Consider the following 22542-nt stretch of genomic DNA (forward strand, 5'->3'; position numbering starts at 1 on the left):
ATTCATTTTGGAGGTGATTATATGAATAAAGAGTCACCAGAGGAAAAAAGAGAACGTATGAGACAAAGTGAATTAAAAAATAATCCTACTGGTTCTTTAAATGATGGACTCAATAGAGCGGAATCAGGTAGTCCTGTTGATATGGCAGGTGGTATGAATTGGAAGGGTACAGGAATAATCATTTTAATACTACTTTTAGGTTACATTATATACACTTATTTTTTCAGTTAAGAAATGCATGTTAAAACTTTGAATTATTTGGTTTCATAATTAGTGAGAAAAAACGCAGTTATTGTATTACATATCTATATCACCGCAATATTGTACATAAAGATATTGGACGTATTAAATTTCTTAAAAGTGATTATCTCTCTTGATATAAGAGGTTTTTTTGTTTTATGCGAGTGATATCGCTTGTACATATATTTTTTTCTTTAGTATCATGGCATTAAGAGTTATCAGAGTAAAACAATACCAATAATAATTGTACAAAATTAGGGATTGTTTGTTTCAGTTTTAGGAGGACATAGCCTCGGTGCGAGGACCTTGAATTTAAAAACAAGCAGTAACAGCTAAATACATATAGAACAACTGTAAGAAAGTTGAGGGAGATTTATACATGATGAATATGAATATGGCGGAGAATAACAAAAGCATAGGTGTCTTGCCTATGTATAAATTTGAGTTCTTTACAGATATTATGTGGATTGATTGGTATGGCGATGAAAAGAAGTTTGCATTGATATCAGTGAGAAGGATAGATCAAGAAAGTGGAGCAACAGTCAAAGTCATACATCCGGTATCGGAATTCCTTTTAAGTAAATATGCATCCAGTAAACCTAATACGATGAAGAAGTATGCGGACATTTTAGTGGTTTTTTTAAACTATATCCAGAAGAATAGAAAACACTTAAAATTAGATTCTCTTTCCGGATTGAAGATATCTCATGGTATAGAGTTTTTAAATCATTTGGGGACAGACGTAAAGGTGAGTAATGGAACTGTAAGGCTGTACGAAAGAACGTTGACTAATTTTTACGTCTTCTTAGTCACGAAGGGCTTTCTACCTGAAACTCCACTGAATCAGTTTGTAAAAAACAGAATCAATGGGGAAAAAAATACTATTTATCACCATTTAAGGGAGTTAAGTATCCTAAATCGGCTAATACAAAAAAAGAGCACATTTTTCCGATACAATACCTGACTTTACTGATAGAGATATCCATCTTGGTAGCGCCTAGGATAACTTTAGGAATTTACATGCAATTTATGGGTGGGCTTCGCAATGGAGAAGTTGTTAATATCATAAGAACGCAAGCAACACGAAGGATAAAAAATGGTGATTTTATACTCGATATCAAAACTAGAAACTTTAGAACAGATATCAAAGACCATGCGAGTTCGGCGGTTAAACGAGAAAGGACTCAAGAGATTTTCAATGTCAAAGGTTGGATGAGTGTGTTGTTTGAAGACCACCTAATTGTTACTCTTTAAACAGTGAATTTAAATGTGGGAGAGTATTTCTTAGCTCATCAAATATCTGTCGTTCTTTGGCAAGTCTCTCTTCATCTGAGAATTTTGTCAAATCATCTACTGAACTAACTCGAATACATAATGGACCAATATTTAACCGAATCAATCCCAACAATACTACCGTAGTCGTACAAGGAATGTTTATACATAGTAAATCACTCGCTTCACAAACAGTGCCTTCTGGACATGTAGGACATTCTTCAGTTTGTTGTATCACAACATTTTCCATAGGATCTTCTCTCCTTTCTATGAAGATATTACAAGATATGAAAGAAATACCCTATCTGACATGGACAAGCATCCTTTTTTAGTTAAAGGGGGATTTTTAACATGCAACTGTTAGTTCAATTGAATGTAAAATAATTCATACATATAAATTTATATATAAAAATAAATTTTTTTAAAATAATTCACGAGATAATGATATTACGAAGTGTAGGAGTGAAACCCTTACTTTGGGATGAAAATTAAATTTTACAATGTAAAACCCAAAAATAAAATAGGGTTTTTATCGTATTACTTTACGTTTGAAATGCTCAATCAATATTATATTTACCCTTTTTAGGTTTGCGTTTTCTATGTTTTTCACCTAATGTTCATTGGAAGTTCCATAGTTTTCTTAATTTTTTGGTGCATCAATCTAATAAAAATAAAAGAGCAGCTAGCAATAGCTAACTGCTTAGCTCCAGGGAAGGGAGAGGAGCGATTTGTTAGGTCTAAGGTTGAAATAAGGGTTTTAGATATTAAGACCTAAATATAGTATGGATTTCAATTTAAAAGTTATGCATATAAACTGTATTCGTGCAAAAAATGGTTAACAAACAAAGCAGCTAGCTAATTAAGCTAACTGCAATGTTCTTAGTACTTTCTCTTAAGGATATGTGATTCGCACAATTTCATGGGAAAACTAAAATGGCTGTTAGCTTACCTATAGTATCTACAATTTGTGGAAATTAATTCTTGAATTTTATAATAAAGAATCAATGAAAATAAGATAGCAGACAGTTGGTAAATGAACTGCCTGCTAAATGAACGAACAAATGTGATTTGGAAAGATTGAGCTACATCTGTAATAGCTCATGAGTAGTATGGTTAGAAACTTAAAAGTTTATTCATCGGGTAAAGTGAATTGAAAAACTTCATATTGCACAAAAAAGTAGCTAGCTCAATTAGCTAACTACTTGTTGTACAAAAGAAAATTAGGCCCTACAAGTAAATGATATGTAACTTTTAGTTACAGCTATAGTATAAGCAGAATTAAAGATATTATGTGGGAGTGAAAATGAGTTTAATAAAAATCTCATTTTGTAAAGTTCAAGTGCATCCAACAGGAGAATAACCAAAGGATGCATTTGAACAGTAAATTTGTTATTAGAAATTTTGATCATGTATAAACATAACTAATGTTTAGTATGGGTTTAAATATAACAAAGTATGCAAAAGAGCAGCTAGCAAAAGCTAACTGCTCCCTACAAGGAGATACAGAGAAAACTACTTTAAATGAGTTCTGGCTAACAGCCTATCTACAGTATTGACGGAATATTGAGTTTTATCCAGGGGGTAGATGTATTTAATGAAAAAATATAGCCCACCACATTGCGAATAATGCAATCCAACCAATGCTAAGTAATATGTATTTCAAAATTTTCATAATTACTCCTTTTAGATATAAATTGCTCAATGAAGATGGATTTTATAAACTTTTTACAAAATAATCCTTTTCTAATAAGAAAGTTACTAAAATATGAGAAAATGATATAATAATATCAATTACACATTTAGTCCTACTGGAAGAACCAGCGGACATCAAACTATAAAGAGCATTAGTGGTATTGCTCTATAGTTTGGTGTCCGCTTTTTGGTTTTTTTAACAAAATAGATAAGGGGTGTTTATATATATGATGCAATTAACTTTCTTACCTAAAATTGACCGAAAAGCAACACAGGTTCGTTTAGAAGAGATTTTAGAAAACGTTCGTATTTACAGACAATTTGGGATGATTAGAAACGAGATGAAGGTCACAGCCTCTGGTGAGGTAAGATATCATGGTCCAACAAACATAATAGGAAAGCCAGCTGAAGATGTTGCTTTAGCAAATGTTGCTATGAGTGAAAGAGAAGTGAAATTACAACGTTTATCTTTTCAAATTGATAAGGCATTAAGTCGTTTTAGCAAAACCCAAAGGGACATTATTGTAAAACGATATTTGGAGGATGAAGAAGTTTTTGATTACATGGTTTATAACGAGATTGGTATGAGTGAACGTACATATAGACGAAATAAATCTAATGCTTTTTATAAACTAGCTTTTGCTCTTAGATTAGAAATATATGAGACGGAAGAACAGAATGGAGGGGATAACCTATGAACTTTGTCCAACCTATCCGTGATCCAGGGCAAATACAACAGATTAAAGAATATCTGAAAGAAAACAGCGAACGTAATTTTATTTTGTTTGTAATGGGAATTAACGCAGGTTTACGTATTAGTGACATTCTCAAATTGAAGATAGGTGATTTGAAAGGCAGCCATATTTCAATGAGAGAAAAAAGACAGGGAAACAAAAACGTATTCAGTTAACTCCAGCGTTAAAAAGAGAATTACGTTGGTACATTGAAGAACGAGATGACAGTGAGTATGTAATTAAAAGTCGTGAAGGTACTAATAGACCAATTGGACGTAGCATGGCTTATAAGATATTCAGAAGCACAGCAGAAGAGTTTGGATTGAAGGAAATAGGCACTCATACATTACGTAAAACATTCGGGTACCATATGTACATGCAAACGAAGAATATTGCTTTGCTAATGGAGATATTCAATCATTCAAGCGAGAAAGTGACACTTAGATATATCGGTGTAAACCAAGATGCAATGGATAAAGCAATGACTAGGTTTAAAATCTAATCATTGCTTATTTCGTTTTAAATTTAGGAGTATCGCCAGCATTTTTGAAAAAACCCACGCTACGAGCATACAAGATTTTATACAGTTTTTGGGTTAATCCAGTAACAAACGAGAACCGGAAAACCGCACCATGATAGGAATGTATAAAAAATTGCATAGATTGATAGCAAGAAAAAAAGGCGGATTCCTTGTGAGAATAAGGGTCCGCTGTTTTCCTTGCTACCGATAATGAGACGTTATGTTAACTTCACATGAATAAAATATACATCAAAAATAGTTCTATCAAAATAAATCACTTATGATAGAATGGAATTAAAAGGAAAAGGAAGAACTTAATGAAATTAAAGATATTTTCCATAAGTTTATTAGTGATATTCAGTATAGCATGTGTATTCTTTGTACAAAAAAAGGATGTCATTTTTCAAGAAGGAAATCCGATACCACTCGCAATTGCTATGTCAAAGATGATCCTTACAGATAAAAATATAATGGAAGTACAAAAGGACGATATTTCCGATACCTATTTAGTAAAACGAGGGGAACTAGAGCCCTATATTGAAATGAAAGAAAAAGATGGATGGCAATTTTTAGACAGAGATATATATAGAAATGCTCTAGCATTTCAAAAAGGAGATGTAACAGAAAGTGTTTCTTATAGATATTTCACACGGTATTATACAATTATTGGTTCCTAATATAAAGAGATATATTGACTTCCGCTAACGAGAATTATGTAAATAAGCTGTCCACATGGGCAGCTTATTGTATTTTTCCGCATAGTGTAGATTATTTTGCAAAATGCTGGTGGTACTCCTATACAGTTACTCATAAATTTCGTGCTGTGTAACTCAAAAGAGAAAGTTTAATTAAGTCAATGATAGCAAGGGATTCACCAGATGGGTCAGTTACACACAATATAAGATATGGGTAAGTGATGGAAGCTTTTTACTATAAAATAATGGGCGAATGATAATGTTAATCCAATGAACCCATTGGCTACTAGGTTAATACGATGTAACGGGAGGGAGATGAAAAAATGAATAATGGTCATTATGAATACAAAAATTCTTTTCATCAATATTATCCAAACGAGTCTTATCCTTTTGTAATGGACAACAGAAATATAGATATGAGTAGAGGGGTAAGACCACAACAATGGCAACAACCACAACAATGGCAACAACAGCAGCAACAGCAGCAACAGCAACAACAGCAATATAAGTGTCAATGTGATGGGAAAGAAGCTCTTTGTGTTTCAATTCCAGTTCCAATTACAGTTGTTCTTTTGGGGACGAAACTCCAAGTTGAATTACCGTGTATTAGAATAACTTCCGAAGAAGATATTACACCAGTATTGAAAAAGTTGATAAAGTCCCTTGGTGGTTTACTTGGCGGTTCAGGTAGCACTTCGTCTTAAAAATACAACTTTACTTATTTATTCGGATAATACTAGCGTCCGTTTAAGCGAGGCAAAGTAGACTAGAATAGCAATAAGCAACTTTTGTGTGATTCGAACTATAACTCTACACTGTGGCAAGGTTATGGTTCTTTTTAATTGTGGCAAAATAACGCTTCTTATTAAAACTTTCGGCCAACTTATGAGTAAAGTGACAGCGTTATTGATTTTTTATTTATTCATTTAAAAGATGTAAAATATGAATTTGAGCTAGTTTTTTTATTCACGATGAAAAATAACATAATTGCTCTATTAGTTCTAAAGTATATTCTAAATCTGACTTTTAGCTTTTTTCAGTTCAACCAAAAAGATTTAATATTAGCTACGTTAGATTGTCTGCTGGTGGACGTTACTACATTCCATTCTTATCATTTATTCATTATGTTATCTAAAGTGGCTGCATTGCTTCTAATGCCCTACTTGTTATGCGCTACCTTTGCCACATACTTATCTTGGGCAATTCATAGTATGAATTAAGGATAAAAACAAAAAAACTTGGNNCCAAGTTTTTTTGTTTTTATTTATTGTGTAAAGATAGCAACACATCAACTCGAGAAATATATTCCTCAATTCATAATGATATTCCTATTACTGCTTTAACTCTTGGATACACTCCTGTACAAGAGTTACTGCCTGACTTATTGTGCCACCACCACCAAATGCAGCTGTCACTCCCACCGCCTCAAAGATCTCCTGTTCTGAAGCTCCTTGATCTAGACATCCTTTAATGTGATAAATGATACAATATTCATCCTGAGAATAAAGACTAATACCTAAAGCAATTAACTGTTTTTGTTTTTTTGATAAGGTGCCCTCTTTAAAGCATTCCTCTGTAAAGGAATTAAATTGTTCGGCTAGTTTAGGCATCTTCTCAGTAAATAAACCTAAACCATACTTATAATGAAGAAGTGCAGATTCTGTAGAATTTCTACCTTCAAATTCCATATTTAATCCAGCTCCATTTCTCATATTTTTTAAACAAAAGTTAGTATGAGCCTAATGGGGATTGATTAAACAAAAATGATATTTATATCAAGGTGAGTGAAAGAGGAGCGAAGATTTAGAGATATAATATAACAGGAAATTAACTGATAGTATTGCATACACGATATGGATAATCCATCGAATTCTGTAAAAGGATAACGTAAAAAGGAAGTGATGATATGGAAAAACAGAGTGTAGTCAATACATTAAATGCCTTTCTAAAAGGGCAGTACATGGGTATTCATGCCTATGAGCATTATATAGAGAAGTTAAAAGATCCAGAAATAAAAAAGGAATTTCAAAGAATACAACAAGCTCACAAACAACATTCCTTAAAAGTAGCAGAAAGAATACAAAATCTTGGAGGAGTGCCAGTTGATAATGAAGGAATCGTTGGGTCTGTTCAAGGTTTGATAGGTCAATTTACAGTACCAGATACAACAGAAGGAATTGTAAGTAGCGCGTTAAAGGGCGAAGGTTATTATGGTGTTCAAATATCAGAAGAAATTGTACATGGTGATTTAGATCCAGCAAGTCATATGTTAATACATGATATTTTAGATAAAGATAGGGAACATGTAAATGTATTAAAAAAACTTACGCATTAACATTTTTAGTTACGCTGTATCATAATTAAAAGAAGATATTTAAAATAACGCCACATATTTTCACAAGACAGGAAAATACTAATACTTGTTTTAGTACTTTAATTCCAAAGTATTAAAGCAGGATTACTAACTGCGATACTAGGAGGACGTTACTATGAATATTCGTGAAGGATTAATTCCGACTACATTAGGTACAGCAGTTACAGCTGCGGGTTATGCCTTGAAGCAAACTCGTGGATCTAATAAGATGATTGCAAATACAGTATTTGGATTTGGTTTAGCTCACGTTGTTTTAGGTGTAATTGATCTTGTGGAACATCGTCGTTAGAAGAAAAGGCAAGCACATTTTGATGCTTGCCTTTTTAATATCGTCAGTATTTATTATTTTTGTTTATTTTTTTGAAAGTAATCCATAAATTAAGAACGAATTAAATGATTAAATGTATTATAACGATAAGGTGGTTACAAGCTAAATATGTATACAAGAAGGATTTTGCTATCCAGGCTAAAGGAATGGGCTCATTCTTATCAAAAATTACCGACTGCCAAAGGAATATTAAAAGATCCTAATATACCTGCTTTATCTACTTATGTAAGAAATTTTGAAAATTGGAATGAGTCTTTAAGACAAGTAGGATTTCAACCTAGAAAAAAGTTAAGTAAAGAAATAAAAGAAGCAAGTTGTTTCAGAAAAGGTTAGGTTATGCAACATCATGAATACTTTGTAGAATTAAAATAATAAATTGAGTATGCATTAGATATTTTGTGTATGAAACCATTGTTAACTTCTAATAATAAGATTGAATCCTAGCAACTAACATGATAGCTAATATAATGCAGATAGTACAAATAGGGTTAATTATTGCAGTACCGATAACCGCAATACCATGCAGTTTTATCGCGGTATTAAATAATAAAAACATTAAAATGTTAGTCAAAGTTTATATTATGGTACTGGAATGTATTATGTTGAATTATGAGCTATCACTTTGATTGGAAATTAAAGCTAACTATTCAAGCAGGAAGAATACAGAATATTCCTGTACATAGTTTTAAAAGTTGAGGCTGAAGGAGGTGTTATATGAATGAGAACTATACAGCGAATTGCCTTAGCTTTAGTTATTATTGGTGCTATTAATTGGGGGCTAATTGGTTTCTTTAAGTTTGATTTAGTAGGAACAATATTTGGTGGACAAAATGCCTTTTTAGCAAGAGTAATCTTTGCTCTTGTTGGAATAAGTGGGTTAATGTGCTTAACACAGTTGTTTCAACCAATGAAGGATGCGAATCAAGAGATGAATCGTAAAGAATATGGAAAACTTAATTATAGTACTGAATTTGGTAAGGAAACAGATATAGTAGATTTAACAGAGAATTCGAGGGGTGCGTATAAGCACAAACAAAATACATGGGATAAAGAGTAATAAAAAACAAGGGAACTTTGATTTCCCTTGTTTTTTATTACAATTGAAATATGTATGAATAATAAAAGTAATATTGAAATACTAAGTATTTTTCAAATTTCCTTTTTTTGATGTTCTTTGTCTTCAATATCAGTTTCTGGCATTCCATACAATCCATTCATGGCTTGTTCTACTGGTTGAAGTCCAATTTGTGTAGTATTTGATTTTAAGTTTTTAGAATTACTACTCTCTTCTTTTTTCGAATGTGGAAAATTCATTTTTATAACCTCCAAACATTAAAGTTTTAAAAAATTAAAAGCATATGGAAAGAGTATGGCAGATAAAAATATGTATTACCTGCCAATTGAATGAACAATTAATTTAGCTATTTAAGTAATAGCTAATAGATAGTGTGTCATCTTTTCTATAAAATATGTAAGATGGTTTTTTTTTTCAATACTTCGAAAAAGGGGATCGGCAAAAACACCTTTATATAAATTTAGTTAATTCCGTCTATTTTTTTCATAATAAAGAAAACATAATTATACGCACTAAAGGCAAAATTTTAGTAATGAATAACATTGCTCAGTGGATTCTATAAAAAGAAAAGGTGATGGAATGAAATTGTCTAATAAAAGTAAAACTTATTATGCTGGAGATATTGTCTATGTTTTTTACCGAAATCCCCACACACAAGATGTAGCCAATATACAAGCAGCAGCAGTTGTAAATAACCCTGAGCGACCAAATGAATTAGCATTATTTCTTTACGAAACTTATTATCCACTAACAAATGAGATGGCTGTTTATTCTACTGAAGAAGAGGCAAACCAAGCCTATACTTACTATTACGGCGATATTTCAGAGGGGATGTTAGAATGAATAATCCATTCATGCCTAAACTTGTATATTTTGAACCCAAAGCATTAGATTATCCATTAGGGAGAGAGCTTTTCGAGAAATTTTCAAAGATGGATGTTGAAATTCGGCATACTACTTCCCATAATCAAGTGAGAGATTTGCCAGGTGATAACGATTTCCAGAAGTATCGAGTAGCAAAATCTACTCTTGTCGTTGGGATTAGAAAAACACTGAAATTTGATACTTCAAAGCCTTCAGCAGAGTATGCTATTCCCTTTGCAACGGGCTGTATGGGCCATTGTCACTATTGCTATTTACAAACAACCATGGGAAGTAAGCCATATATCCGTACCTATGTAAATGTCGATGAAATTCTAGAAGCTGCTGACAAATATATGGAGGATCGCGAGCCTGAATTAACAAGGTTTGAAGCTTCCTGTACATCAGATATTGTAGGAATTGATCATTTAACTCATACTCTTAAGCGAGCGATTGAACATTTTGGAGCCTCGGAATATGGGGAATTACGATTCGTGACGAAATTTCACCATGTGGATCACTTGCTTGATGCAAAACATAATGGGAAAACAAGATTTCGGTTTAGTGTAAACGCCGATTATGTTATTAAAAACTTTGAGCCTGGGACCTCTCCGTTGGCTAAACGAATTGAAGCAGCAGGAAAAATAGCTAGAGCAGGATATCCGATAGGGTTCATCGTAGCTCCTATTTATCTACATGAAGGTTGGCAGGACGGGTACTATCATATGTTTGAACGCCTTGATGCTGAATTACCCCTCGATGTAAGGGATGATATTACATTTGAATTTATTCAACATCGTTTTACAAAGCCAGCTAAGAGGGTAATTGAAAAAAACTACCCTATGACCAAATTAGAATTAGATGAAGAGAGAAGAAGATATAAATGGGGGAAATATGGAATTGGAAAATATATTTATCAAAAAGAAGAAGAGGAGGATATAAAAAATCATTTTTATTCTTATATGAAAAAGTTTTTCCCAAATGCAAAATTGGAATATTTCACATAATAGGGGGCACCATACATGCCCATCAACTTAAGAATGGAAACAAAATGAACTTTCGTTCACATAAACGGAAAAACTTTTAAAATATTTTGTATATTTAAAAATGAGCACAACAAATAAGCCTAGATAGGTATCGTTTTTAAAAATTATGAAGCTTTCTTTTGGTTTCTCAATCCATTATACTCATAGACAACACCCAAAATATCAAAGACTGTTTTCTTCTCATATCGATGAGATTTCCGTCCATTCTTCTGTAGGAGGTTGAACAGGCGGACTAGGATCTTTGTTATTTCTTGGGTGTTTTGCTGTGTGGATTGATATAAAATGTGTAAATGATCTTGAATCATTCCAATTGCTTTATATTCACTTAATTCTTGTTTCTTCTTTTGTAAAATTAATTGTCGCATCTTAAACATAGTAGAAGAGCATAGAAAAATGGCAATAAGCTTTCCATAAACATGACATTCTAATCGCTCTTGTTTGATATTTTTCCAATGATGAATTTGAAATAGAGATTTCCAAGTTTTAAAGATGATTTCTATTTGCCAGCGGAGAGAGTAAAAATCATGTATTTGTTCCATCGGAACAATCTCCCAAGGTGTATTGGTAACATACAGGTTCATGCCAGCTGATCGTTTGCTTTTTTCTGAATACGTAATTCCCTTTTTACTTTCCGTATACACTTGTTTTTTCATACGTTCACGAAGTTGTTTTTCTGTTAATCGATACATAATCACCCTAGTGAATAGTTTTTTATCCTTTCCAATATAAGCATCTTTTATTTCATAAACCTGGCCTGGTTTTAAGGTATTCATAATGTGTTCTAAATCAACTTTGATGTACTGAGACTGTTTTTTACTGTCCCATTTCGAAAGTATTCAGGAAACTCATTTTTGATATATACCATATTGTTTAATTTGAGCCTTGATATATAATACACACCACGTTGGTCCATTTGATCTAAATCATCCAGTGAATAATAGCCTAAATCCCGAATACATAGATCACCAGGACGTAATGTCGGTAAATACTCTGTGCCAAATGTTTTATCATTATTTTTCCCTGGTTCCACTTGAAAATTTAAAAACTGGCCACTATGTAAATCATATTCTAACTGGATTTTTATACCCGCTGTTTGAGCACAACCACCTGATCCAGGATACACACTAGCTAAATGCTTTGGTACCTGGAAAATTGTTGCATCTAAAATACGAATTCGCTGAAAATAAGCGATTGAAGAGCTTGGAATCGCTGATGTTTCACAAATTTTAATTTTTAGTAATGTAGAGAAAATATGTTTTAAAAAGCAAACAGCTTTTTTATTGAAACGCTTATTGAGTCCTTCTGGACTCATAAGTGTTCCTGTAACAGCATGAAGTTGACTACATAGTCGCACTAAAGAATCACTTGCTACCCGTTGACTAACCCAAACACAGATAGTAGCTAAATCATGAGCTAAAAACTTTCGTTTCCGTTGTACAAACCCTAGTTCTTTAGCGAGATTTTCCAGAAATGAAGGAGTAAGATGTTCATATAATTCTTCAGCAAATAATTGGGGTTCACTTTGAATCGAAAGATTCATAAAAAACATCATCCTTTCTAATCTAGCTTGTTTAGAAAGAATAACGCTTTTTTATACCAGAGGATAGTGAAAACTTCGCGTCTTTCTTACAAATATCGTGACTTTATTTCGAATTCACAGTTTTCTGTTATGTATAAGGGAACTGAATTGGATATATATGCTAATATGAGAAAGGAATTGTAAAGGAACCTGGAAAAATGGAGGGAATTATGAAAACTTTCATATATATGGTGAGACATGGGGATTCACCGAAATCTGGAAAAGAAAAAACAAGAGGATTAACTGAAAAAGGAAAATTAGATGTTCAACGAATAACAGATGTATTACAAGGTGAGGGAATTGACATTGTTATCTCAAGTCCATACAATCGTTCAATTCTAACTGTTCAGCAGTTAGCGAAGCAAATAGGACAAGAAGTTTTAGTATTTGAAGACTTAAAAGAGAGAATTTTTATTGCTGAAGAGGAACGAATGTCGGATAAAGAATTATTCCCTTTGATAACAAAATCATTTTTAGAACCCGACTTTGCTTTAACGGGAGGAGAGTCTAATGTCGACTGTCAGAAACGTGCTATAAAAGTCTTAAAAGAATTATTAAACACCTATCGAGGACAGAAAGTAGTATTAGGAACCCATGGAGCTGTTATGACTTTGATGATGGGGTATTATGATAGTAAGTATGATTTGAATTTTTTACTACAGACATCAAAACCAGATATATACAGAATGGAATTCAATGGACAGGAATTGGTGGAGATTAAAAGATTGTGGGAAATTGAATAGATTGACTTTATTCATCCATAGCTTTTCCCAATGACGTGTATTATAAACAATAGGGTTACTGCGGTAACTCTTTTTCTTATGGCACTAACGGGGGATTGAGTTCAACAATCTAAAAAATTCGGTTCCTTAGCGTACAAAATTCGTGTTTTGTTCTTGCTACTCCGAGATGAAATGGGAGGGAATGTTTTTGGGCAGGATACTTTTAAAGTTATTTTTTAAATCAATCCTATTTTTTTTCTTATGCGGTATTGTTGTTTATTCTATATTTCAGATTATTTTTGTCTGGAGTGTTTCAACAGGATTAGGGAGGGATGATATAGTCGGATTTTCTGATAATAAGTATGTAATTGGTCATCCACCTGTTAGCTATAATTTATATAAAAAAGATAGTGGGGAAACTATATTAGATAATGTTATTGGTTATAAAAAGGGAAAAACTAAAAGCTATGTTCGGAATGAAATTGAATTTGCAGTAATAAATGAGATAAAGGGTAGCTATGAACTGTATAAAATAGAAAATGCTTCAGAAAAGGATATAGAACGGCTGAAAGAAATGAAGAAATTAGAATAAAAGAGACTATCTGAAAGGTAAAAATGTACGCTTGTTATTGTTAGATCTAAAAAATGTTTTAGACTGATAACTGAGTTTTATTTCATGAAAAGAGTCATTATTAAAGTAAAGTATTAGGGGTTCAGTCACATGTCCATCAAACTAACAGATAAAAATACCGTTTTTTTACACTTGGAGGTAATTAATATTTTTAAGTTGATGGGCATGTGGTGCTACCCCACAGCCATCAACTTAAGAATTTTATTATGCCCAAAAACAAAAAATTGAAGGAGACTAACAAACATGACTACCTATCACGAACTCGTAAAAGGAAAAGTATATATCGGTGGAGTGGACGCGATACAAGAAGCAGTAAAAAAGCATGGAATCACTGAGGTATTTGATTTACGTGCCGGAGGAGAAGAACCAGAAGGATTTCCAGCAGAAACTACACGTCATGCTTATCCGATTGTAGAAGGTGTAGAGGGACAAGATGAGTCAGTGAAAACTGCAATTGCAGCTGTCAAAGAAGCTGTTGAACAAGAAAAGAAAGTATTTTTCCATTGTTCCGGTGGACGTAATCGTACAGGTACAGTTGCAACTGGATTATTAGTAGAATTAGGGCATGCATCTAACGTAGAAGAAGCGGAACAAAAAGCAAAAGAAATTCGTTCAAGTATTAATATCAAACCAGAAATGAAACAAGTATTGAAACGTTTATATGTATAATTCATCTAAGTCTCAAATGTAAAAAGACAATAAAGTTATTTAATGTAGTGTAGTGCTATCCTAAGGAAAAGTAAAAAATTTCTCTTAGTAATAGCACTATTTTTATACTGTAAACAGTTGTTTTCTATCTTTTAAAACACTTACAGGAAATTAGTGTTTTTTTATGTCTTAGTGTAGCTTTGAAATATTACTATTAATATTGATAAATCAACTAAAGAAAAGAGCTTGTTTTGAGCGTATTTTTTCATTAAGAGAATGAATGTATCGTAGCAAAACTAGATAGAACCAAAGAAGATAAAAGTAGATTTTTCAGATTTAAGTTTTAATGGATAACGTCAAGAATTGAAAAATATACTGGTAGTGTAATCCCTTCTTTTAATGGTGTTAAGAAGGGATTTTTCATGGAGTGATCATCAAGTAAATTCGGTATACAAATGTATACATATAAAGGATCTTGATAATTTGAGGTATATGTAAGTTGAATGATGTTTATAATTCATTTTTAAGGTCAAATTCAATAATAAGTTCGTTTATTATAAAGTCTAAACATTGAGCTTGGCCTAAGAGACTCTCTCTTATACAAGAGAATTCATTTTGTGTCATTTGACTTGAGATTATCTCTTTACGGGAAATAAGGCGTTTAGTATGATCGATTATTTTGCCTCTTCTAAATGTTTCTGCCATCTATACCACTCCGTTTATTGCATACATTTGTATACAAAATCAAGGTTGAAAAATAAGGTTTTTAAGGAACCTTTTGTAAGAAGAATTCCCTAAAACTATTTTAAATATGTAAAAAAGGTAAAAAGTAAAATAGGAAATGTGTTCCTTCGAAGACATGTATTCTATTTATGTACAGAAAAACTTTTATGTACAGTGAACATTTAATACATGATATGTTTGAAAATTAAAGATTTGGATGATATTCGAAGAATATGTACATAAAAGTTTATGGAGATATATCCATTCTGAGCGGGTTATAGTTGTTCATATCAACTTTTTAATACTCAAAATAGAGTTAGCAATATGCTAGCTCTATTATTTTTTGCCATATTCCTGTAACAAAGCACCTGTATATTCAGTGGTGGAGGTGCAGAAGATGAAAAAAATGATAGCGATATGTCTTCTTACAACGATGTCATTTTCGATTTTAGTCGGTTGTGATGTAAAAGGTAATAATGCGGTACAAGAGTCTAAAATAAAGAAAGCAACGTATAAAGATTTTACTTACGATGTAAATCCAGAGACTTTCGCGTTAACTGTAGAACATGACGGGATAAAGGAACAGGCATCACAACCGTTACCGAAAATGAAGGTGTCGAATGTAAAAAAAGACAAGAATCACACATCATGGGAATATCCAGATCAAAAAATAAAAGTGAACTTAGAAAAGAAAAAAAACCACTTGAATATTGAAGTGGAATCGACTGGTGCAGAAAACTTTACATGGCCGAAAGTACAGGCTGAAAATTATACACTTCCGTTATGGGAAGGTAAGCAAATTCCAAGTAATGATGAGAATTGGAAGAAGTTTTTAAAGGATGATGCATATTCATTTGCTGAATCATTTTCTATGAAGTTTTTCGCATTAAATGGTTCGAAATATTCGATTGTATATATTGTGAACAATATGTTTAATAATGAATTGAAATTTCACTCGGACTCGAAAATAGGGTTTGATTTTACACATGAATTCCCGAGTATAAATAAAAATAAAACATATGGCTTTCAATTATATGTGACAAATAGTGATGCAGTAAGTATTGCCAAACTGTATAAGGATAATATTGCTCGAAAAGGTGAATTTAAAACATTACAAGAAAAGGCTAGAAAAAATAAAGAGATAGAAAAGCTTTACGGCGCAGCACATTTGTATTTTTGGAATCAAAATGGTTTATCAGAAAGTAACGTAAATTGGCCAATATTAAGAGAGCAAATAAATAGCCCTGTATTTAGCCATATAAAAGAGCTTATTCAAAAGAATAGTTCAGAGCCTGGAGAACTAAATGTATTTGATCAAGTAAGTAAACAAGATTTCATTGATAAGTATCAAAAAAATGTTATTTTGCGCTATGTAAACGAAGCATTATCAATGAGGGAATTGTATAAAGAGGATGTTTTCCCGAAAGTTGATCAGGAAGCTAGTGCGTTTTTAAAGAAAGGTTTAGATCGCTTATCGAAGACAGAGCTGTATAGCTTAAATAAACATTTATTAAGGTCAGTACTCAGTGATGCGGTTGAAGAAGTAAGTAAATGGGGTAACGCAGATGGAACGGATATTATAAAGGAAATGAAAGAAGCAGGAATAGATAAAGCGTGGATTGGTCTACCGAACTGGGAACAAGGATATATGCAACCTAATTTTGTTACAGAGGCTAAGAAATTGGGGTATTTAGTTGGTCCATATGATTCTTATCACTCTATTCATGAGAAAGGTGATAAAAATTGGAATACAGCTGTCTTTAATGATCCATCATTATATGAAGAAGGAACTGTAACGAAGAAAAATGGAGAAAAAGTGCAAGGATTTTTAGGTAGAGGACGAAAACTAAACCCGACATTATCACTTCCTAGTGTAAAAGAACGAATGAACGATATATTACAAAATGGCCCTAAATACAATTCATGGTTTATTGATTGTGATGCGACGGGTGAAATTTACGATGATTATTCAACAAAACATATAACAACACAAGAGCAAGATTTAAAAGCAAGATTAAAACGAATGGATTATATTGCGCAAGAAAAAGGGATGGTAGTTGGCTCTGAGGGTGGAAATGATTTTGCAAGTAGTACGATTGCATTTGCCCATGGAATTGAAACACCTGTAATTAAATGGGACGATGAAGATATGAGAAAAAATAAGACTAGTCCGTATTATGTTGGTGGATATTGGTCACCAAATCAAAATATTCCAGAAAAATATGCAAAACAAGTACCATTAAAAGAAGAGTATAAACAAGTGTATTTAAATCCGGTATATTCGGTACCTTTATATAAATTAGTATACAATGATTCCGTTATTACAACGCATCACTGGGAATGGGGAAGTTTAAAGATAAAAGATGAGGTTGAAAATAGAATGTTATATGAATTATTGTATAATGTTCCCCCGTTATACCATTTAGATGAAGTAGAGTGGAAGAAGCATAAAAAAGAAATTACACAGCATCTGAAAGTTTGGAATGAAGTTCATGAAAAAGCAGTAAAAGAAGAAATGACAAACTTTGTATATCTGTCAGAAAATAAATTAGTGCAATCTGCTTCATATGGAAAAAACATTAAAATCATTGTGAATTTCTCTAATGATGAAGTGGAGATAGAAAAAACGAAAATAAAAGCAAAATCAGCTTTAATTCTTAACAACGGGAAGCAAATTATATATAAACCAAATTAATATGATTAATATATATGGATTTAATGTTTATTTTTAATGAATAGTGACTTGCCAAAAATAAGTACAAGAGTATAATGTGAAATGGAATACATATTGGATCCATGAAGTAACCTTACAAAATTGTAAGGTAAGTGAAAGGAAATTCAATATGAAGATTAATAGACATACATTATACTAGGGAAAGAGAAAGAGAGGCGAATGGATATGAGCTCTGAATTAGAACAAAATACAAGAAGTAATAAAAAACGTTCTAAGAGAAAGTCAATAAAATGGTTCATTATTATTCCATTTTTCCTACTTATTTTTGGAGGAGTAGGATATGGATCGTTTATATATAACAAAGCAAAAGCTGTTGTAAGTGATGCGTATGCAGAAATTGATAAGTCATCAAAGCGTGATAAAGAAGTTGAACCTTTAAAGGATAACATTTCAATATTAATCATGGGTGTAGATGGAAGTGAAATGAGAAAAAGCCAATATGGTGAAGCGGTTCGAACAGATGCACTTTTACTAGCGACAATTAATAAAGATGATAAGTCTGTTAAGTTAGTAAGCATTCCACGTGACTCACGTGTTTATATTCCATCTAGAAAAAAATTAGATAAAATTACTCATGCACACGTATTCGGTGGTGTTGAAAGTACACGAGATACAGTGGAAAGATTTTTAAATGTTCCTGTTGATTATTATGTGAAGTTTAACTTTGAATCATTTGTTCAAATTGTAGATTCACTTGGTGGAATTGATATTGATGTACCAGTTACTTTCACAGAGCAAGATAGTAAAGACCAAGCAGGTATGATTCATTTAGAAAAAGGTTACCAACATTTAAATGGAGAACAAGCACTTGCACTTGCAAGAACACGTAAAATTGATAGTGATGCAATGCGTGGTCAAAGGCAACAACTTGTAATTGAAGCAATTGCGAAAAAAGCGATGTCTGTTCAATCAATTAGCAAAATGGGCTCGTTACTTGATGCAGTGGATAACAATATGAAAACCAACTTAACGTTTGATGATATGCTTGCTATTACGAAAAATATGGCAGGATCTAATTTGGAAATGGAAAAAATGCAAGTAGAAGGTACGGATAAACGTATCGGTGGTATTTATTATTACATTCCAAATGAAAAAAATGTGGAAGAGATTTCGGAAAAATTAAATGAGCATTTAGGTGTAGCTCCAAAACCAGTTCGAAACGAATAGTAAAAAAAGATTGGCCTTTGCCAATCTTTTTTTATGGCAATTGATTTGTAACTTTTCTGTAACGATTTTTTATTTTAGAAAAATTATACTCATATGTATGAGAATATTGGATAAGCAAAAAGTAAAGAGAAATACTTAAAATCTGTAATAAGGAAAGATATTATATGCAGAAATGGATAGGCATTATGGGAATCGTCTTTATGTTGACTGGATGTAAAATGTCTGAAGCTCCAACAAGTTTAATGGGAGCTCCTACCAATGAAAAGTGGATTAATGAACTAAAAGAGCAAATAGATAAAGATTTGCCTGTTAATTATCGATTGCTTACTCCAATGTCTAATAAAGATAAACAGATGATTTGGTCAATGGATTTTAAACAAGATAATAAAAAAGAAGCCATCTTATTTTATAAATTGCCGAATGAAGATCATAGCGTGTATTTAGCTGTATATGAGAAAATCAGCAACGGCTGGAAAATAAAATCTACTCACACGTTTGATGGTGAGGATATAGATATCGTTGAAGTTGGTGATTTTACAGGGAACGTGAAGCGAGAATTATTAATTGGAATCGCTGTAAATCGTGAATCTTTAGAACATGTTATGTATGCTTTTTCGGAAGAAAATGATGATATGAAGGAGATTTATAATCGAAGTTATACAAAGTTATTTATAGATGATCTAAATAGAAACGGTCTTAATGATTTAAGCCTCGTTACTTATGAAAAAGATGAGAAGTTGACAGTTGAGTTCATTGAGCAGTTTAAGACTATATCTGAAGTTTCATTTGATCCATTTATTAATAATATTCAAAGGATACAAATGGGACGTATTTCTAACTCATTAAAGGCAATTGTAATTGATGCAGGAATTGGGGCACATTCAGGTATAACTTATGTAGCAAAATTTGATAAGGATCATTATGAGGTACTACCTTTGGATGGGAAAGAAGATTTATTCAATGAGTATGTTGTGGAAAGTAAAGATGTGAATGAGGACGGCATAATTGAATTTGTTCGTACTGTACGTCCAAAAGGTTGGGAAGATAAATCACATGGTGAGAGTCCGCTCTTTGAACGGTACATACAGTGGAGTGAATCGGGAATTAAACCGATAGAAGAAAGATATATCGATATAGAAAAAGGGTATTTTGTAAAAATTCCTGAAGAGTTAATAGGAAAGATTACTATCCCAGATGAGCAAAAAGAATCGAATGCTCAAAAGTTTTTGAATGTAAGTACAAATGAAATATGGCTTGAAGTCCATATTTTTAAGCGGAAAGAATGGTTCAAAATAAAAGGATATGAGGCAGCAGTTAAAACGGCTTCTCACGTATATGCAGTACCGAAACAACCAAAGTTTAAAAAAGTGAAAGCATATATAAAACCGTTAGCGGATTATCAATAAGAGTAAGGAGGTGGGAATTATGTCAACAATTTTAGTTTTAGAAGATGAAATACCAATCCGTAGTTTTATTGTCTTAAATTTGAAACGTGCTGGATTTTATGTATTAGAAGCTAGTACGGGCGAAGAAGCGTTACAGATTTTATGTGAACATACTGTTGATGTAGCGTTACTTGATGTAATGTTACCGGGGATTGATGGTTTTCAAGTTTGTAAAGCTATCCGGGAAGAAAATAAAAAGATGGGTATTATTATGTTAACCGCACGTGTACAAGATGAGGATAAAGTACAAGGACTAGGAATTGGTGCGGATGATTATGTCGCAAAGCCGTTTAGTCCAGTGGAATTAACTGCACGTATACAATCTTTATTAAGAAGAATAGAAGTACATGAAGAAAAAACGAATACAATCACGTCTGGTCCATTTTCGTTAAATATCATAGAAGAAAGATTATATAAAGGTGGACAATCAGTTGATTTAACCCCTACAGAGTATATGATATTACAGTATTTAATGAATCAGGCTTCAAAGCCGGTTTCGCGTGATGAAATTTTAAATATGATTTGGGGAACCAATTACGTAGGCGAGACGAAAGTAGTAGATGTAAATATGAGGCGGTTACGTCAAAAGATAGAATGTAATCCGTCAGAACCAGAGTTTATCCATACTGTGTGGGGAAAAGGATATGTGTGGAAGGAAACTATAAGATGAAACGGAAAGTGACTTTATATTTTATGACGGTCATTACCCTAATGCTTGTATTATTTGAAATAGTATTTTCAGTCTCAATTTATAGATATTATTACAATGGGATTATACAATATATAGAATCTCATGCGAAGACGAGTACACGATTTTTCTCTGAATACAATTCATTATATTTTATTCGCTTGCAAGAATATAGTGGTGACATAATTAGTAGTTTTCAATTAGAAGGAACGGAATTACAGTTAATTGATCGTCATGGTTCGGTTATACAATCTTCAAGTGGTGAAAAGGTAGAAGGTAAAGTGAATATCCCACAATCTTTATTGGAAGGTGAAATGTATAATCAAGTTACTACTACGAAAGATAATGAAAAACAACTAGAAGTGCTGAGCCCGCTTATACATCAAGGACAAACTATCGGTGTTTTAAAATATACGACAGTATTAACACATATGAATGCAAAGATTATTGAAATCATTATGTTTACTATTTCCGTAGGTATTGTTATTTCAGGTATTGTTTTCTTAATAAGCAGACGCTTGGCAAATTCATTTGTGGAGCCAATTGAATCTATCATTCAAGCTTCTTCACAAATCGCAGAGGGAACATTGAAAAATAAAATTAAAGAAGATTATCCTGGGGAATTAGGTGAATTAGCACATAGTTTAAACTATATGTCTGATAAAATGGAAAAAGCAGAAAAGGTGAAAAATGAATTTATTGCTTCTATATCTCATGAAATACGGACACCTTTAACAGGAATTAAAGGTTGGAGTGAGACGTTAAAAACAGTAGATCATTTAACGGAAGAAGAAATAAAGCAAGGCATGGGAATTATTTCAGGTGAGACAGACCGATTGATTCATTTAGTAGAAGAATTACTAGATTTTTCAAGATTACAATCAAATCATTTTAATTTATATAAACAAAAGGTGCAATTATACGATATACTAGAGGAGACGATTTGGCAATTAACTCCTAAAGCTGAAAAGAAGCAAATGCAATTCATCAATAATATAGAACGAATTGAATTGATGGGAGATCGAAATAGGCTAAAGCAAGTTTTCTTAAATATCGTTGAAAATGCAATTAAATATTCACATAAAAATGGTACAGTATACATTGAAGCGACTAAAAATGAAGGACAAGCAGTAATAAAGGTGAAAGACGAAGGAATTGGAATTGCTAAAGAGCATTTACCATATATAGAACAGTCGTTTTACCAGATTAATAATCATGCTACAGGTGCAGGTCTTGGTTTAGCTATCGTAAAAAAAATGGTGGATCTTCATAGAGGTACGCTTAGTATCGTAAGTAAAGAAGGAATAGGAACAACCGTTTTGATAAAACTCCCACTGTAATACATATAAAGTCTATTTATATAGTGTA

Annotated in this window: 24 protein-coding genes and 2 pseudogenes; 21 read left to right on the forward strand and 5 right to left on the reverse strand. The window is 32.4% G+C overall.

The features are described 5' to 3' along the window. The first annotated feature begins 21 nt into the window (after positions 1-21). Together COI75_RS02400 and COI75_RS02405 are read left to right on the forward strand one after the other, a co-directional pair. A complete protein-coding gene (locus COI75_RS02400; RefSeq protein ID WP_001031474.1) occupies positions 22-231 on the forward strand; it encodes a DUF6366 family protein in 210 nt (69 codons plus the stop codon). Between the two features lie 388 nt (positions 232-619). Further along, positions 620-1204, forward strand: coding sequence for a hypothetical protein (locus COI75_RS02405; RefSeq protein ID WP_002095735.1), 585 nt, complete (start codon positions 620-622; stop codon positions 1202-1204). Positions 1205-1483: 279 nt separating this feature from the next. Here the strand turns inward: COI75_RS02405 and COI75_RS02415 are convergent, their stop codons facing one another. Continuing rightward, positions 1484-1762: a hypothetical protein gene (locus tag COI75_RS02415; protein ID WP_000432711.1), complete on the reverse strand. Its 279-nt coding sequence runs from the start codon at positions 1760-1762 to the stop codon at positions 1484-1486. A gap of 1669 nt (positions 1763-3431) precedes the next feature. On the opposite strand from COI75_RS02415, the gene COI75_RS02420 reads away from it, so the two are divergent. The 5 genes and pseudogenes from COI75_RS02420 (at position 3432) to COI75_RS02440 (ending at position 6373) form a co-directional block, all read left to right on the forward strand. Then, the gene (locus tag COI75_RS02420; RefSeq protein WP_000983403.1) at positions 3432-3902 is read left to right on the forward strand and encodes an ArpU family phage packaging/lysis transcriptional regulator; all 471 of its coding nucleotides are present in this window, start codon (positions 3432-3434) and stop codon (positions 3900-3902) included. Then, positions 3899-4440, forward strand: a pseudogene (locus COI75_RS02425) (site-specific integrase). The gene COI75_RS02420 and the pseudogene COI75_RS02425 overlap by 4 nt, the downstream one beginning before the upstream one ends. A gap of 335 nt (positions 4441-4775) precedes the next feature. Next, on the forward strand, positions 4776-5135 hold the full coding sequence (locus tag COI75_RS02430; RefSeq protein WP_000768291.1) for a hypothetical protein: 360 nt from the start codon (positions 4776-4778) through the stop codon (positions 5133-5135). Positions 5136-5476: 341 nt separating this feature from the next. Continuing rightward, positions 5477-5857: a hypothetical protein gene (locus COI75_RS02435; protein ID WP_001059001.1), complete on the forward strand. Its 381-nt coding sequence runs from the start codon at positions 5477-5479 to the stop codon at positions 5855-5857. Positions 5858-6124: 267 nt separating this feature from the next. Beyond that, complete coding sequence (locus COI75_RS02440) at positions 6125-6373, forward strand: TspO/MBR family protein (RefSeq protein WP_080013225.1); 249 nt, start codon at positions 6125-6127, stop codon at positions 6371-6373. Positions 6374-6484: 111 nt separating this feature from the next. Here COI75_RS02440 and COI75_RS02445 read toward each other — a convergent pair whose 3' ends face one another. Continuing rightward, on the reverse strand, positions 6485-6841 hold the full coding sequence (locus COI75_RS02445) for a carboxymuconolactone decarboxylase family protein (RefSeq protein ID WP_000393938.1): 357 nt from the start codon (positions 6839-6841) through the stop codon (positions 6485-6487). A 218-nt stretch (positions 6842-7059) separates the two neighbouring features. Here COI75_RS02445 and COI75_RS02450 point away from each other — a divergent pair, with 218 nt between their 5' ends. The 4 genes from COI75_RS02450 (at position 7060) to COI75_RS02465 (ending at position 8912) form a co-directional block, all read left to right on the forward strand. Further along, complete coding sequence (locus COI75_RS02450; RefSeq protein WP_000415017.1) at positions 7060-7488, forward strand: ferritin-like domain-containing protein; 429 nt, start codon at positions 7060-7062, stop codon at positions 7486-7488. Between the two features lie 154 nt (positions 7489-7642). Next, positions 7643-7816: a hypothetical protein gene (locus COI75_RS02455; RefSeq protein WP_001025956.1), complete on the forward strand. Its 174-nt coding sequence runs from the start codon at positions 7643-7645 to the stop codon at positions 7814-7816. A gap of 147 nt (positions 7817-7963) precedes the next feature. Next, positions 7964-8188 carry a homing endonuclease associated repeat-containing protein gene (locus COI75_RS02460; protein ID WP_000288668.1) on the forward strand — a complete coding sequence of 75 codons (225 nt, stop codon included), beginning with the start codon at positions 7964-7966 and terminating at the stop codon, positions 8186-8188. Positions 8189-8573: 385 nt separating this feature from the next. Next, on the forward strand, positions 8574-8912 hold the full coding sequence (locus COI75_RS02465; RefSeq protein ID WP_001259245.1) for a DUF378 domain-containing protein: 339 nt from the start codon (positions 8574-8576) through the stop codon (positions 8910-8912). 92 nt (positions 8913-9004) lie between these two features. Here COI75_RS02465 and COI75_RS02470 read toward each other — a convergent pair whose 3' ends face one another. Next, a complete protein-coding gene (locus COI75_RS02470) occupies positions 9005-9169 on the reverse strand; it encodes a DUF4021 family protein (protein WP_001010590.1) in 165 nt (54 codons plus the stop codon). 340 nt (positions 9170-9509) lie between these two features. Between COI75_RS02470 and COI75_RS02475 the strand changes: the two genes are divergently transcribed. Continuing rightward, positions 9510-9773 carry a transcriptional regulator SplA gene (locus COI75_RS02475; protein WP_000777728.1) on the forward strand — a complete coding sequence of 88 codons (264 nt, stop codon included), beginning with the start codon at positions 9510-9512 and terminating at the stop codon, positions 9771-9773. Next, positions 9770-10798 (forward strand): spore photoproduct lyase, encoded by a 1029-nt coding sequence (gene splB, locus COI75_RS02480; protein WP_001064151.1) that lies wholly within the window; start codon positions 9770-9772, stop codon positions 10796-10798. Before COI75_RS02475 ends, splB begins: the two co-directional genes overlap by 4 nt. A 143-nt stretch (positions 10799-10941) precedes the next feature. Here splB and COI75_RS02485 read toward each other — a convergent pair. Next, positions 10942-12377, reverse strand: a pseudogene (locus COI75_RS02485) (IS4 family transposase). A 209-nt stretch (positions 12378-12586) separates the two neighbouring features. Between COI75_RS02485 and COI75_RS02490 the strand changes: the two are divergent. The 3 genes from COI75_RS02490 to COI75_RS02500 all read left to right on the forward strand — a co-directional run bounded on the left by COI75_RS02490 (position 12587) and on the right by COI75_RS02500 (position 14438). Then, complete coding sequence (locus tag COI75_RS02490; RefSeq protein WP_000846743.1) at positions 12587-13159, forward strand: histidine phosphatase family protein; 573 nt, start codon at positions 12587-12589, stop codon at positions 13157-13159. 187 nt (positions 13160-13346) lie between these two features. Then, positions 13347-13730: a hypothetical protein gene (locus COI75_RS02495; RefSeq protein ID WP_000532653.1), complete on the forward strand. Its 384-nt coding sequence runs from the start codon at positions 13347-13349 to the stop codon at positions 13728-13730. 282 nt (positions 13731-14012) lie between these two features. Further along, positions 14013-14438: a protein-tyrosine phosphatase family protein gene (locus COI75_RS02500; RefSeq protein WP_000214753.1), complete on the forward strand. Its 426-nt coding sequence runs from the start codon at positions 14013-14015 to the stop codon at positions 14436-14438. Positions 14439-14927: 489 nt separating this feature from the next. Here the strand turns inward: COI75_RS02500 and COI75_RS02505 are convergent, their stop codons facing one another. After that, a complete protein-coding gene (locus tag COI75_RS02505) occupies positions 14928-15122 on the reverse strand; it encodes a hypothetical protein (RefSeq protein WP_000852179.1) in 195 nt (64 codons plus the stop codon). Between the two features lie 415 nt (positions 15123-15537). Between COI75_RS02505 and COI75_RS02510 the strand changes: the two genes are divergently transcribed. The 5 genes from COI75_RS02510 to COI75_RS02530 all read left to right on the forward strand — a co-directional run bounded on the left by COI75_RS02510 (position 15538) and on the right by COI75_RS02530 (position 22514). After that, entirely contained in the window at positions 15538-17835 is a 2298-nt protein-coding gene (locus COI75_RS02510; protein ID WP_000738115.1) for a glycoside hydrolase, read from the forward strand. Positions 17836-18039: 204 nt separating this feature from the next. Next, entirely contained in the window at positions 18040-19041 is a 1002-nt protein-coding gene (locus COI75_RS02515) for an LCP family protein (protein WP_002095725.1), read from the forward strand. 164 nt (positions 19042-19205) lie between these two features. After that, the gene (locus COI75_RS02520; protein WP_001174821.1) at positions 19206-20447 is read left to right on the forward strand and encodes a hypothetical protein; all 1242 of its coding nucleotides are present in this window, start codon (positions 19206-19208) and stop codon (positions 20445-20447) included. Positions 20448-20466: 19 nt separating this feature from the next. Next, positions 20467-21156: a response regulator transcription factor gene (locus tag COI75_RS02525; protein ID WP_000104234.1), complete on the forward strand. Its 690-nt coding sequence runs from the start codon at positions 20467-20469 to the stop codon at positions 21154-21156. Next, positions 21153-22514 carry a sensor histidine kinase gene (locus COI75_RS02530; RefSeq protein WP_000824519.1) on the forward strand — a complete coding sequence of 454 codons (1362 nt, stop codon included), beginning with the start codon at positions 21153-21155 and terminating at the stop codon, positions 22512-22514. Before COI75_RS02525 ends, COI75_RS02530 begins: the two co-directional genes overlap by 4 nt. Positions 22515-22542: the final 28 nt, after the last annotated feature.

Origin of the sequence: Bacillus cereus (genome assembly GCF_002564555.1) — a bacterium.
Classification (GTDB): Bacteria; Bacillota; Bacilli; order Bacillales; family Bacillaceae_G; genus Bacillus_A; species Bacillus_A cereus_K.